Origin of the sequence: Maribacter caenipelagi, from assembly GCF_004364175.1 — a bacterium.
GTDB classification, from domain to species: Bacteria; Bacteroidota; Bacteroidia; order Flavobacteriales; family Flavobacteriaceae; genus Maribacter; species Maribacter caenipelagi.
In genome coordinates this window covers 346,803-360,156 of the sequence record NZ_SNZW01000017.1, presented here as the reverse complement: position 1 = coordinate 360,156, position 13,354 = coordinate 346,803, and the positions used below count along the sequence as shown (strand labels likewise).

The window sequence follows — 13,354 nt, the reverse complement described above, 5'->3', positions numbered from 1 at the left end:
AATATTATTAACAAAATCAATTTCCTATTTTTTTTAGCGCATTTAATAGATTAAATACTGCATTTAAACGATTTTTAATTCTTTTCCGACCTCTGTAAAAGCTTTTATAGCAGCATCTAAATGCTCTTTCGTGTGTGCTGCAGATAGTTGTACCCTAATGCGAGCCTTATTTTTTGGAACTACTGGGTAGAAAAAACCAATGACATAAATTCCTCTTTCCAATAACATATTGGCCATATCTTGTGAAAGTTTGGCATCATATAGCATTACGGGCACAATAGCTGAATCTCCGTCAACAATGTCGAAACCTGCATTTTTAATGCCTTTTTTGAAGTATGCAGTATTTTCCTGCAATTTATCTCGTAACGAAGTATCGTTTTCTAACATATCGAACACTTTAATAGACGCACCTACTATAGCAGGTGCTAAAGAGTTAGAGAACAAATAAGGTCTAGAGCGTTGTCTCAGTAATGTGATAATTTCTTTTTTGCCAGTTGTGTAACCGCCCATGGCGCCACCTAATGCTTTACCAAGTGTACCGGTAATAATATCTATTCTGCCCATAACACCTTTTTCTTCTAAGGTGCCTTTTCCTTTTTCACCTATAAATCCGGTGGCATGGCATTCATCTATCATAACCAAAGCATCATACTTATCGGCTAAATCACAAATTTTATCTAGAGGAGCTACAATTCCATCCATAGAGAACACTCCGTCGGTAACAATAATCTTAAATCGAGCGCCGTCTTCATTCGCTTTAATTAGCTGAGCCTCTAAATCTTGCATGTCGCTATTGGCGTAACGGTAGCGCTTTGCTTTACACAAACGCACACCGTCAATTATTGAAGCATGGTTTAAAGAATCAGAAATAATGGCATCCTCTGCATTTAGCAAAGGTTCGAACACTCCGCCATTGGCATCAAAGGCAGCGGCATATAGTATGGTGTCTTCTGTACCGTAGAAGTGAGCGATCTTTTCTTCTAATGTCTTATGTATATCTTGGGTGCCACAAATGAACCGAACAGAAGACATACCGAAACCATGCGAATCCATAGTATCTTTTGCCGCCTGTATAACATCTGGGTGAGATGAAAGCCCTAAATAATTATTCGCACAAAAATTGATCACCTCTTGCCCGGTGTTGATTTTAATGACAGCATCTTGCGGAGAAACAATGATCCTTTCCTCCTTAAAGAGTCCGTCATTTTTGATGTTTTCAATTTCTTGCTGTAAATGTTCTTTAATTTTTCCGTACATATTCCTTTATATATAATCTAGTTCTATTTCAGTATTAATATAGACAATGATCTTATGGTCTATGGTATAGCCCATATTTGAAAAACTCTGGGCATATGTATTTATTTGATGATGGTATTTTGGGTTTTGTTCACCAGTCTTATAATCTATAATGGTAGCGTGATTGTTTTTTATAACCACCCTATCTGGTCTTTGTACCGTGCCATCTGCCATCAATAGGTCGCGTTCATTTAGTACTTCGATATCATTTTGGTAAAATTGCGTCAAATCTTTATGAAAGATGACCTTTTTTACAATTTCCTTTATCCCGTTTACATCTTGCTCTTTTATCAATCCTTTTTGCAGCGCCATTTGTACGGCTCTATCTAAATCGGCTGTTGTAAAAATCGCACCTAATATATAATGTATAACATTACCTTGATTAATGGCAACATCTAAGCCTTCGTCCCATAACGTTCCGGCTAATGCAAGTATCTTAAAATCGGGCCTATTTATATTGGTATATATATAAGGTATAGAAAGCTGGTCTGTACTGGTTTGTTTTTTAGACGTTTGTGGTATTAATTTACCAAAGTCGTACGTTAGTTTATCTTGTTGATATTCACCGGTGCTCTTTAAGAAATGAATGAATAGTCCAGAATAACTATTGGTATTGTGTTCTCCTTTTTTATCGAGTTTGTTGGCGCTAATAATAAACAGGGCATTCACCGCTCTAGTAAGTACTACATATAATAGGTTGAAAGCATCGAGCTGTAATTTTTGGTGGTCAATTTCATAAAGTAGCGATTCAATTTCACCGTATTCTTGAACTTCTTGCTTTTTATTAATAAGTACTTCGGAAAAGCCAAGAAATTCATTTTTGTTTACCGGAAGCCATAATTTTGGGTCGATCTCTTCGAACACATTTGAATTGGCATAAGGGAAAATTACAACCGGAAACTCCAACCCTTTAGATTTATGAATGGTCATGATCTGTACCGATTCCATATTTTCGGGTGTGCTAATGCTCGCCGAATTTCCTTTCTTGTCCCAATAGTCTACAAAGGACTGCATGTCTGAGCCATATTTTTGCTCTACATCAAAAACTAGATCCATAAATGCAGATAGGTGGGCATCTGAAGTTGGTATAAGATCAAAGGTTTTTATAGCATACGCCAATCCGTCGAAAACTGAAGCTTGTCTTAGTTTAGAGGCATCAAAACCATATGTTTCTAACAAGTGTGTATTAAGCTTTCCTAAATTCTCATAGATATAGGAATGCTTGTCATTTTTGCCTTCCGATAAAAAATTTAAAATCTCATATTGAATCTCTAGTTCAGTAGGTTGAACCATATGCCTTATCAGTTGTACCAAGAAAATAGCTTTGGCACTTTCACTTAGTAATAAAGAATCTGAAGAAACTACAGGAATTTCGTGCTGCATTAAAAAATCTGCCAGTAGAAGACCATGCTTTTTCTTTCTTATAATAATACAGATGTCGCTATAGGTATACCCTTGGCTTAAACATCGTTGAATAGTTGCCAAAGTGTTTGCCGCATACTCCTCATCGGTATCTTCTTCTAATAATGAAATGTTTACGTAGCCACCTTCTTTCTGATTGGTTTCTTGTGTGTTACCAATTTTAAAGAATTCTTGATAAATGTCATTCTCTAAAAACGGACTAATACTTTGAAAAAAGTTGTTATTGAAGTTGATGATTTCTGCATAACTTCTGTAGTTCTTTGGCAGCGTAACCAGATCTGATTGAATTGTAAATGGGTGTGTTTCGTGTGTTGCCAACTCAAGAAATTGTTCAGCTTTACCACCACGCCATCTATAAATAGCTTGTTTTGGGTCACCTACCAAAAATAAAGACCCGGTACTGCCCAATTCATCTTCACCCTCCATGGCACTACCAATTAATGGAATAAGATTTTCCCATTGCATTTGCGAAGTATCTTGAAATTCGTCGATAAAATAATGACGATACTTTTCTCCAAGTCGCTCATAAATAAAAGGTGCAGGTTGGTCTTTAACCTCTTTTGCAATTAAGGTGTTGAATTCAGAAATAGACAATTGGTCTTTTTCTTCTTGAATAATCTTCAGTTCTTTTTGTATTGCATTTAATAACGCAAAGGGAATAATGTTTCTATTGATGTTAGCATACAATCCCCTTTTATAAATGAGCTGTTTTATAGCTTGATAATGATGAAGTAATTGAGGTGCTAATTCTGCTGGTGCATTTTTAACGGTGGCTTTGACTATTTTACCCTCAATTAAATTATCCTCTAGTTTGTTATTATATAGTTGAGTAGGTGTAAAGTTACCAGCTACTATTTTTTTGAAGTGGTTTGGTAAGGTTTCTCTAGGGAAATCTTTGAAGTCCAATCCAGATGAAGTAATAACATCAAGAGCTGCAGTAGCAAGTTCTACAATTCTTTTTTCTAGATTTTTGGTTTCTTTTTTAAGATGACTTTGAAGCTTTAGAAAATCGCCTAATTCTATTTTTTGTAAATGTTTTAAATGTTCGGCGTTGTTTTCATCGAATATCAGTTTACCGATTTTTAAAAGGTCAAACCCAATATCCCAACTACGGTCATCTTCGATTTTTTCAATGGCAAAATCTAAAAGCACTTTAGTAAACTCAGGATCTTCGCCGGCTTTACTGATAACACGCTCAACAGCTTCTTGTAAAAGAAGATCTACATCAAGAACAACCTCGAAATTCTGAGGGATCTTTAAATCTTTCGCGAAAGTTCTTATAAGTCTGTGGGTAAACTTGTCAATAGTAGAAATGTCAAAAAAGGCATAGTTGTGAAGAATTTGCTTTAAGCGAAGTTTACTTAATGCAGGTAGTTCTTCAAAGGTGTAATTGGTTTCGTTTACGATATCATTAAATAACGGATTGGCATCTTCTATAGATATAGTTTTAGAAAATTCGAACAAACTGTTCAATATTCTATGCTTCATCTCATTTACCGCTTTATTGGTAAATGTGATAGCCAATATTTTTCTGAAATTCTGCGGCGAAGCAAGTATAATTTTCAGGTAAACCTTAGCAAGAGCATAGGTTTTGCCAGATCCGGCAGAAGCATTGTATATGGTAAAAGAATTACTAGACACTGATTTTTACTGCAAATTAAGGATTCCTGTACAGTTCTTAACAAATTATTACATGAATATAAATGTTAAAATCCGTAACTTTGGAATACAATTAATATTAATCTAAAAACACATAAATTATGGCTTTTGAACTACCAAAATTGCCTTACGCCTATGATGCTCTTGAGCCTCATATCGATGCAAGGACAATGGAAATACATCATACAAAACATCATAACGGATATACAACTAAATTAAATGCTGCTATAGAAGGTACTGACTTAGAAGGGAAGTCTATAGAAGATATTTTAACTGGTTTAGATATGAGTAATGGTGCTGTTAGAAATAACGGTGGCGGATTTTACAATCACTCATTATTCTGGACAATCTTATCACCAAGCGGTGGTGGAAAGCCAAGTGGCGAATTAGCTTCTGCAATTGATAGTGCTTTTGGTTCTTTCGAAGAATTCAAAAATAAGTTTTCAACTGCGGCAGGTACAAGATTCGGATCTGGTTGGGCATGGTTATGTGTTCATGAAGGCGGTAAAGTAGAAGTATGTTCTACACCAAATCAAGATAATCCATTAATGCCAGGCGTTGAATGTGGAGGTCAACCAATATTAGGTTTAGACGTTTGGGAACATGCATATTACCTAAATTACCAAAACAAGAGACCAGATTATATTGAGGCATTCTTCAATATCATTAACTGGGATGAAGTATCAAAAAGATACGCAAGTAACAAATAAGAAAGAGCAGAAATATTCTTAACTATATTGTAGGAAACCACTTATGAATTATTCATAGGTGGTTTTTTTGGTTTTAAAATAGAAAAGGGCGGAGAAGTCTCCACCCTTTTCGTCCCAAATCTTACCATAAACTTAACCTACTTATGCTATGGCGATACTAAATTACTGGTATTGAGTAAATAAAAAAAGGATTTTTAAGAAAAAAATAAACTTTTATTTTGGTAGAGATGTTTTTCTAGGGGTAGGTTACAAAGGGTAACTAGTTGTTTTATAAGCCAATTGGTATAAAATAAAAAGACGGAGCATTGCTCCGTCTTTTCCCCAAATCTTACCATGAACTTAACCTACTTATGCTATGGTTCAGTAAATGTATAAGCAAAGAGGGTATTATAAAAAGCTATTCGTTGTACGTCACAAACTTAGGTTGTACTGCTAGAATTAAAAATTTCGAAAGTTGTTGTGAGATGATGAAGTTAAAAATGGCTGTAAAATAAAAAGACGGAGCATCGCTCCGTCCTTTTCCCCAAATCTTACCATGAACTTAACCTACTTATGCTATGGTTCTGTAAATGTAATCGGCTTATTAACAACAGGAAAAGGTATTGGTTGAACGTCTCGTAATAACGTCAAAGGGAGCTTTGTGAAGAAACGGATTACAACTTTACAGAGAGTAAAATTGGCAAATAAAAAAGGCGGAGTAAACTCCACCTTTTTTGCCCCAAATCTTACCATGAACTTAACCTACTTATGCTATGGTAGCTTTAAATGTAAAGCTGGTTAAGTCAAATCGACTATTCAGTCGTTAAAATACTGTATTCATCGATGAAATACATAAAATGAGTGTATTTCATCGATGAATTATCTAATATGCGCGTTCATTATTGCCTTCATAGAAGTTTATGAAAGCCCTATTTACCACTCTGTTTCCGCCTGGTGTTGGGTAGTTACCGGTAAAATACCAATCCCCCAAGTTTTTAGGGCAAGCCTCATGTAGACTTTCAATTGTTTGGTAGATAATAGAAACTTCGGCTTTTATTCCATCAGGACTAAGTAGTTCTCCGGTTTTTTTGGAGATCTCTTTTGCGGTAAACGGAGCGTAGAATTCTTTAACGTAATTAATTACGTCGTTATCATGACTCTCAACCTGTGTTAAGCATTTTTTGTAAATATCTTCTACGATATGCATAGAGTTGTTGTCTTCATGTAAAGCCAAGGCAGCTTTGAAAGCTATAAAGTCTTCTAATTTTGCCATATCGATACCGTAACAATCTGGGTATCTGATTTGCGGTGCAGATGATACCACTATAATTTTCTTGGGTGATAATCTGTCCAGAATTCTTAGAATACTTTTCTTGAGTGTTGTACCACGAACAATACTGTCGTCTATAATAACAAGATTGTCACCTTCTTTTACAGAGCCATAAGAAATGTCATATACGTGCGCTACAAGATCATCTCTACTACTATCTTGGGTAATGAAAGTTCTAAGCTTTGCATCTTTAATAGCGACTTTCTCGATTCTAGGGCGTACATCTAATATCTCATGTAATTGTTCGCCTGTAATACCTGTTCCTAAAGCTAGTATTTGTTCTTCTTTTTTCTTGTTCAGGTAGTTTTGAGCTTCTTTTACCATACCGTAGAATGACGTTTCTGCCGTATTTGGTATATAAGAGAAAACGGTGTTCTTGATATCCTCGTTAATTGATTCTAATATTTGAGGGAACACCAACTTACCTAACGCTTTACGCTCTTGATATATTTCTTTATCACTACCTCTAGAGAAATAGATACGTTCAAAAGAACATGCCTTTCGCTCTTTAGGTTCTAGTATTTGTTTAATGGCACTTGAACCATTCTTTTTAATAATGATGGCTGCACCCGGATCCAATTCTTTTACTTCATCGTAAGGTACATTGAATACTGTTTGTATTGCCGGTCTTTCTGATGCTACTACGACAACTTCATCATCTCTATAGTAGTAAGCAGGTCTAATACCACTTGGATCTCTTAATACAAAAGCATCGCCATGACCTAATAAACCGGCCATAGCATAACCACCATCAAAATTTTTGGCAGCCCTTCTTAATATCTTGTACACCTTTAAACGTTTGGCAATAAGTGGAGAAGCTTCTTGTTTGGTGTATCCTTCTTTTTTAATCTGCTTGTATAATTTAGCAACCGCATCATCTAGAAAATGACCTATCTTTTCCATTACGGTAACCGTATCGGCCATTTCTTTTGGATGTTGCCCTAGTTGAATTAGGTTATCGAACAGTTCGTGAACATTGGTCATGTTGAAGTTACCTGCAACAATAAGGTTACGGTGCATCCAATTGTTCTGTCTTAAGAAAGGGTGAACGCTTTCAATACTGTTTTTACCAAAAGTACCATAACGTACATGTCCTAAAAGTAATTCTCCTATATACGGTATGTGCTTTTTTTGTAAAGCCACATCATCTTCATACTCCGGATGCTCTTTTAGCTCAGAGTTGATACGGTCGTTGATTTGGGCAAAAATATCTTGTATAGGTTGTTGCTGACACGAGCGTACACGGCTCATATAACGTTCCCCGGCTTCTACATCTAATTTAATACTGGCAAAACCTGCACCATCTTGACCGCGATTGTGCTGTTTTTCCATCATTAGATACATTTTATTTACACCATAAAATGCTGTTCCATACTTTTCCTTGTAATACTCTAAAGGTTTTAACAATCGTATTACAGAAATACCACACTCATGCTTAATTGCGTCACTCATTGTTTTTGGTATTAAAAAAACCCCAAAATATTTTGAGGCTAGGGGGATTATTTTAATTCTATGTCAAACTGAGTCAGTTTTTTAAACTGATGCAGTCTTTCTCTAATTTCTTTGCGTTCTAGATCAATCATTCTTTCTGCTCCAAATTTCTCAACACTAAAAGATGCTAAATTAGATCCGTGAATAATAGCTTTCTTCATGTTCTCAAAAGAACTATCGTCGCTTGCTGCTAGATATCCTGAAAATCCGCCTGCAAAAGTATCACCAGCACCTGTTGGGTCAAATACCTCTTCTAAAGGTAATGCCGGCGCAAAGAATATTTGGTCTTCATTAAATAATAAAGCACCGTGTTCTCCTTTTTTGATGACCACATATTTTGGGCCCATGGTAAAAATCTTCTGTGCTGCTTTAACTAAAGAGTATTCGCCAGTTAGTTGTCTAGCTTCCTCATCGTTAATAGTTAGAACATCTATATGTTTAATGACTTCCATTAAATCGTTAAGAGCATTGTCCATCCAAAAATTCATGGTGTCCAATATGATTAATTTTGGTCGTTTTTTCATCTGATTAATTACACCTAATTGAACAATTGGGTGAAGGTTGCCTAGCATAACTACATCGGCATCATTGTAATTTTCAGGAACTACAGGGTTGAAGTCTTCTAATGTGTTCAATTCTGTAACTAAGGTGTCTCTTGAATTTAAGTCATTATGGTACTTACCTTTCCAGAAGAAAGTTTTACCACCTTTTACGATTTCTAAGGCAGAGATATCAATACCTCTATCAGTTAATAGGTCTAAATATTCTTGAGGTAAATCATCACCTACGATAGATATAATAGCTGAATCAACATCGAATTGAGATGCTGCTAAGCCAATATAGGTAGCTGCGCCGCCCAATATTTTATCTGTTTTTCCAAAAGGAGTTTCAATGGCGTCAAAAGCGACAGTACCTACTATTAAAAGCTTGCCCATAAAATTGTAAAAAATTTAAGCTGCAAATATACGATTTTGAGGGGCTAATTAAAATGGTTTATTAAATACAAATGGTAATAGTTGTTAAAGGTGAATTGTTGATATAAAATGCCAATTATTTCCTACCAAAATCTGCAGGAATTTCTCCCCAGGCCTTTGTTTCCCATTTTACGATAACTGTAGTGTATTTATTTTTCTTTAACCAGTCTTCTGCCCGGTCAATAAGTTCAAAAAGATTCTTGTTCTTAGCAGATGCCGTTAGTTTTGTGTTGCATTTCTTTTTACGTACCCAACTCATGGCTGTTCTAGAATCTGTATAAATAATACGGTCACTATTGCGCTCTTTCAAAAATGCTAGTCCGTGAACAAGAGCTAAAAACTCTCCAATATTGTTGGTGCCTTGCGGAAAAGGGCCTTGTTTAAATAACTTTTTACCCGTTTTGGTATCTACACCTTGGTATTCCATAACTCCGGGATTTCCGCTAGAAGCCGCATCAACAGAAATAGAATGATAATTAGGTGTCCCAATTCGTGCCAATTCTTCTTTTGATAATAAAGGTGCTGTTTTTTTCTGTCCTTTAAAATCGGCATAATTACCGTTGTAAGCTTTTTTGGCGAACTCAAAAGATTCAAAAGATTTATATTCTGCACCGGCATAATTTGCAATAGATTTTTTGCATTCCTTCCATGAATCAAAGATGCCTGGCTTTTTACCTTTCCAGACAACATAGAATTTTCCTTTTTTAGCCATTATTGTTTAGATAGAATTTCATCGATAACTTTAGGGAAGTACTCATATTCTAATTGGTGTACTTTAGATGCAATATCTTCTGCAGTATCATTTACAGTAATAGGTGCTGTTGTCTGTTGTATAATTGCACCTTCATCATAATGCGCATTTACATAATGTATAGTAATACCGGTTTCTGTTTCGTTATGTTGCTTAACTGCATTGTGAACGTGCATACCGTACATGCCCTTACCACCGTATTTGGGTAGAAGAGCTGGGTGTATGTTTATAATTTTATTTGGAAAAGCATTTGTAATAGCTTCAGGAATTTTCCATAAAAAGCCGGCTAATACTATAAGATCTGGGTCTAAAGACTTTAACAGATTTAAGATAAAGTCACTTTTAGAAAAGGCTTGGCGGTTAAAATACAAAGCATTTATTTCAAGTCTATTGCAACGTTCGATGACTTTGGCATCGCTTTTGTTAGTTAATACACAGCATATAGTAACATCTTTGCGGAGTTTAAAATAGTTGGCAATGTTTTCAACATTAGATCCAGAACCTGAGGCAAAAAGAATAATTTTTTGGGTTTTCAATAGAAGTGGTCTTTTTAAGAGAGCGAACAATAAAATTAAAGTTCGGCAAATAAAGCAAATTTAAAGCTTGTCAGAATTTAGAAAAAAACGATTATCATTAACGGTTCTAATTACCTCACTACTTTTCAATACCTTTTTTCAACGTTACCGAAACAAAATATTAATATGGTAAAATTACAGCACATGTCTTTAATTTTATTAAATTACCATACATTTTAACGACAATTAGTGTAATTAAACCAAAGTTTTTTATTTTTGCCTTCAATTTAAATTTTTAAAACAAATATTATTATGTCAGACATTGCATCAAGAGTTAAAGCTATCATCGTTGATAAATTAGGAGTTGATGAAAACGAAGTGGTAACCGAAGCTAGCTTTACTAACGATTTAGGCGCAGATTCATTAGACACGGTAGAGTTGATAATGGAGTTCGAAAAAGAATTTGATATTCAAATTCCAGACGATCAAGCTGAGAATATCGCAACTGTTGGTCAAGCCATCAGCTATATAGAAGAAGCGAAGTAAAACATGTTTTCTTAAATAGAATTCAAATTATCCATGTGGTAAATGCTCCGCATGGATAATTTTTTTTAATTTACGCTTGGTTTAGATTTAAACAAATAAAAGTTAAATGCAGTTAAAGCGAGTTGTAGTTACAGGTTTGGGGGCACTTACCCCAATAGGTAATAATATTGAGGAGTATTGGAATGCCTTGGTCAACGGTAAGAGTGGATCGGCACCAATTACTTATTACGATACAGAAAAATTCAAAGTAAAATTCGCATGTGAGCTAAAGAACTACCGCACCGAAGATCACTTTGAAAGAAAAGAAGGCCGTAAGCTAGATAGATTTGCACAGTATGCACTTGTATCTTCTGACGAGGCTATTCTTGATTCTAAATTGGATTTAGAAAAAGTTGATAAATTTCGTGTTGGGGTTATTTGGGGAGCAGGAATCGGAGGATTGGAAACTTTCCAGAACGAAGTGATGAATTTTGCTAATGGTGATGGTACACCAAGATTCAATCCATTCTTTATACCAAAGATGATTGCAGATATAGCACCAGGAAATATTTCTATAAAACATGGTTTTATGGGACCTAACTATACAACTGTTTCAGCTTGTGCCTCTTCGGCCAATGCCATGATAGATGCCTTGAACTATATACGTTTAGGTCATTGTGATGTCATCGTAACCGGTGGTAGTGAGGCAGCCGTAACTATTGCAGGTATGGGTGGTTTCGGAGCAATGCACGCATTATCAACAAGAAATGAAAGTCCAGAAACAGCTTCAAGACCTTTTGATGCAACTAGAGATGGTTTCGTATTAGGAGAAGGAGCAGGGGCATTGGTTCTTGAAGAATATGAGCATGCAGTTGCTAGAGGAGCAAAAATATATGCAGAAGTAGCAGGTGGCGGTATGTCTAGTGATGCTTACCATATGACTGCACCACACCCTGACGGGATAGGAGTAGTTAGAGTAATGGAAAACTGTTTAAGAGATGCAGGTCTATCAATTGAAGATGTAGATGCCATTAACACACATGGTACCTCTACGCCTTTAGGAGATGTTGCAGAGCTTAAGGCAATTACCAAAGTATTTGGTGAACATGCAAAAGATATAAATATAAATTCCACAAAATCTATGACTGGGCACTTATTAGGAGCAGCCGGTGCTATTGAAGCAATTGCATCGATTTTGGCAATGGAGCATGGAATAGTACCTCCAACTATTAACCATACTACGGTAGATGAGAATATAGATCCTAGTTTAAACCTTACATTGAACAAAGCTCAAAAACGAGATGTAAAGGTTGCTATGAGTAACACATTCGGTTTTGGTGGGCACAATGCATGTGTGGTTTTTAAAAAAATTGATTAATTAGTATTTATGTCATTTCCCTCAAACTTATTTAATTCCCATCCAAAAGAGGATGGGGATTTTTTTTTGGGAATAACCAAAATTTTAGGTTTTAAGCCCAAAACATTATCCTTTTATAAAAAAGCCTTTCTTCATAGGTCAATGAATATAAAAGATGATAAGGGTAATGCTATGAACTATGAAAGGTTAGAATTCTTAGGTGATTCTATGCTCGGAACCATAATTTCTAAACATCTTTATAGCGAGGTGCCAGAAGGCGATGAAGGCTACCTTACCAAAATGCGCTCTAAAATTGTTAGTAGAGAGCATTTAAATGAATTGGGTAGAGATTTAGGTTTAATTAACTATGTTGAAAGTAGAATACCCAAATCGCACTTTGGTCAAAACATTCATGGTAATGTATTTGAAGCTTTGGTAGGTGCCATATATCTTGATCGTGGTTATAAATATTGTGAAAAATTTATTTATAAGAGAGTAGTAGACCCTTATGTAGACATTGAACAATTAGAAGGTAGGGTTATTAGTTATAAAAGTTTAGTAATCGAATGGTGTCAGAAAAAGAAGAAAACGTTTGATTTTGACGTATATGATGATACCGGTAACGATCCACTAAAACATTTTGCCGTTAAACTTTCAATTGGGGGTAATGTTGTTGCCAAAGCGAGAGCAACTTCAAAGAAGAAAGCAGAAGAAAGAGCTTCAAAAAGAGCTTTTTTTGCGCTGCAGGACAAAATGGAGAATTAATCATTTCACAAAATGATAAAAAGCTAACATTTTAGTAACTTTTAATGTGTTTTTATCAAATTATCTAACTAGGCTTTATAGCTTAGAAGTTCTATATTTACCGTTTTGTTCAAGTATGGCTGCGACTTATAAAATAAATGATGATTTTTATGATGAATCTTTTAGCCTTATAGCTTTACACACTACCTTAGAAGATTTTGCATTAGCCTACGGTTTAAACCAAAGTATTAAGGCAAAATTTGTAAGAGCAAAAAAGAATTTTAATCTTGCTGAAAATAATTCGTTTCCCATTTTTGAATGGGAAGATGAGTATAATGATATGTATTGGGTTTTAATTGCCAATCATAGCAGTGAAAAAGAACTCATAGTAAGAGATGATTTGTTTAAGAATGAATCAACATATAAGACACCTAGGCTCTTACCCGAGTATAAGGATGTCGACTATCTGTTAAAAATAGAAACAGAGAAGGGATTTGATATAAACTCCTTGATAAAGAACATATTAATGTTGCCTAAAGTTATGGCAGCTTATGAAATAAGTATAGACAAACTAAAATCAAAGAACAATCTAATTTTTTAA

The 13,354-nt window shown here is 35.2% G+C and carries 11 protein-coding genes; 5 read left to right on the top strand and 6 right to left on the bottom strand.

Annotated features, from left to right (window positions below; genetic code table 11):
- Window positions 1-63 precede the first annotated feature (63 nt).
- Complete coding sequence (gene kbl / locus DFQ03_RS15980; protein ID WP_133674242.1) at window positions 64-1,257, bottom strand: glycine C-acetyltransferase; 1,194 nt, start codon at window positions 1,255-1,257, stop codon at window positions 64-66.
- 6 nt (window positions 1,258-1,263) lie between these two features.
- Window positions 1,264-4,359, bottom strand: coding sequence for a UvrD-helicase domain-containing protein (locus tag DFQ03_RS15975; RefSeq protein WP_133674241.1), 3,096 nt, complete (start codon window positions 4,357-4,359; stop codon window positions 1,264-1,266).
- A 119-nt stretch (window positions 4,360-4,478) separates the two neighbouring features.
- Between DFQ03_RS15975 and DFQ03_RS15970 the strand changes: the two genes are divergently transcribed.
- Window positions 4,479-5,087, top strand: coding sequence for a superoxide dismutase (locus DFQ03_RS15970; protein WP_133674240.1), 609 nt, complete (start codon window positions 4,479-4,481; stop codon window positions 5,085-5,087).
- An 862-nt stretch (window positions 5,088-5,949) separates the two neighbouring features.
- Here the strand turns inward: DFQ03_RS15970 and DFQ03_RS15965 are convergent.
- The 4 genes from DFQ03_RS15965 to purN all read right to left on the bottom strand — a co-directional run bounded on the left by DFQ03_RS15965 (window position 5,950) and on the right by purN (window position 10,148).
- Window positions 5,950-7,848 (bottom strand): amidophosphoribosyltransferase, encoded by a 1,899-nt coding sequence (locus tag DFQ03_RS15965; RefSeq protein WP_133674239.1) that lies wholly within the window; start codon window positions 7,846-7,848, stop codon window positions 5,950-5,952.
- A gap of 47 nt (window positions 7,849-7,895) precedes the next feature.
- The gene (locus tag DFQ03_RS15960; RefSeq protein ID WP_133674238.1) at window positions 7,896-8,822 is read right to left on the bottom strand and encodes a PfkB family carbohydrate kinase; all 927 of its coding nucleotides are present in this window, start codon (window positions 8,820-8,822) and stop codon (window positions 7,896-7,898) included.
- Window positions 8,823-8,937: 115 nt separating this feature from the next.
- The gene (locus tag DFQ03_RS15955) at window positions 8,938-9,573 is read right to left on the bottom strand and encodes a ribonuclease H1 domain-containing protein (RefSeq protein WP_133674237.1); all 636 of its coding nucleotides are present in this window, start codon (window positions 9,571-9,573) and stop codon (window positions 8,938-8,940) included.
- The gene (gene purN, locus DFQ03_RS15950) at window positions 9,573-10,148 is read right to left on the bottom strand and encodes a phosphoribosylglycinamide formyltransferase (RefSeq protein WP_133674236.1); all 576 of its coding nucleotides are present in this window, start codon (window positions 10,146-10,148) and stop codon (window positions 9,573-9,575) included. The genes DFQ03_RS15955 and purN overlap by 1 nt, the downstream gene beginning before the upstream one ends.
- 291 nt (window positions 10,149-10,439) lie before the next feature.
- Between purN and DFQ03_RS15945 the strand changes: the two genes are divergently transcribed.
- The 4 genes from DFQ03_RS15945 to DFQ03_RS15930 all read left to right on the top strand — a co-directional run bounded on the left by DFQ03_RS15945 (window position 10,440) and on the right by DFQ03_RS15930 (window position 13,354).
- Window positions 10,440-10,673 (top strand): acyl carrier protein, encoded by a 234-nt coding sequence (locus DFQ03_RS15945; RefSeq protein ID WP_008269813.1) that lies wholly within the window; start codon window positions 10,440-10,442, stop codon window positions 10,671-10,673.
- A gap of 106 nt (window positions 10,674-10,779) precedes the next feature.
- Window positions 10,780-12,030, top strand: a complete 1,251-nt coding sequence (fabF, locus tag DFQ03_RS15940) for a beta-ketoacyl-ACP synthase II (protein ID WP_133674235.1) — start codon at window positions 10,780-10,782, stop codon at window positions 12,028-12,030.
- Between the two features lie 9 nt (window positions 12,031-12,039).
- Entirely contained in the window at window positions 12,040-12,774 is a 735-nt protein-coding gene (gene rnc, locus DFQ03_RS15935) for a ribonuclease III (RefSeq protein ID WP_133674234.1), read from the top strand.
- 115 nt (window positions 12,775-12,889) lie between these two features.
- The gene (locus tag DFQ03_RS15930) at window positions 12,890-13,354 is read left to right on the top strand and encodes an IPExxxVDY family protein (RefSeq protein WP_133674233.1); all 465 of its coding nucleotides are present in this window, start codon (window positions 12,890-12,892) and stop codon (window positions 13,352-13,354) included.

Excerpts from the sequence above, each read along its gene's own strand:
- kbl (WP_133674242.1), bottom strand. The coding sequence starts at position 1,257 with ATGTACGGAAAAATTAAAGAACATTTACAGCAAGAAATTGAAAACATC.
- DFQ03_RS15970 (WP_133674240.1), top strand. The coding sequence starts at position 4,479 with ATGGCTTTTGAACTACCAAAATTGCCTTACGCCTATGATGCTCTTGAG.
- DFQ03_RS15965 (WP_133674239.1), bottom strand. The coding sequence starts at position 7,848 with ATGAGTGACGCAATTAAGCATGAGTGTGGTATTTCTGTAATACGATTG.
- DFQ03_RS15960 (WP_133674238.1), bottom strand. The coding sequence starts at position 8,822 with ATGGGCAAGCTTTTAATAGTAGGTACTGTCGCTTTTGACGCCATTGAA.
- DFQ03_RS15955 (WP_133674237.1), bottom strand. The coding sequence starts at position 9,573 with ATGGCTAAAAAAGGAAAATTCTATGTTGTCTGGAAAGGTAAAAAGCCA.
- DFQ03_RS15945 (WP_008269813.1), top strand. The coding sequence starts at position 10,440 with ATGTCAGACATTGCATCAAGAGTTAAAGCTATCATCGTTGATAAATTA.
- fabF (WP_133674235.1), top strand. The coding sequence starts at position 10,780 with ATGCAGTTAAAGCGAGTTGTAGTTACAGGTTTGGGGGCACTTACCCCA.
- rnc (WP_133674234.1), top strand. The coding sequence starts at position 12,040 with ATGTCATTTCCCTCAAACTTATTTAATTCCCATCCAAAAGAGGATGGG.
- DFQ03_RS15930 (WP_133674233.1), top strand. The coding sequence starts at position 12,890 with ATGGCTGCGACTTATAAAATAAATGATGATTTTTATGATGAATCTTTT.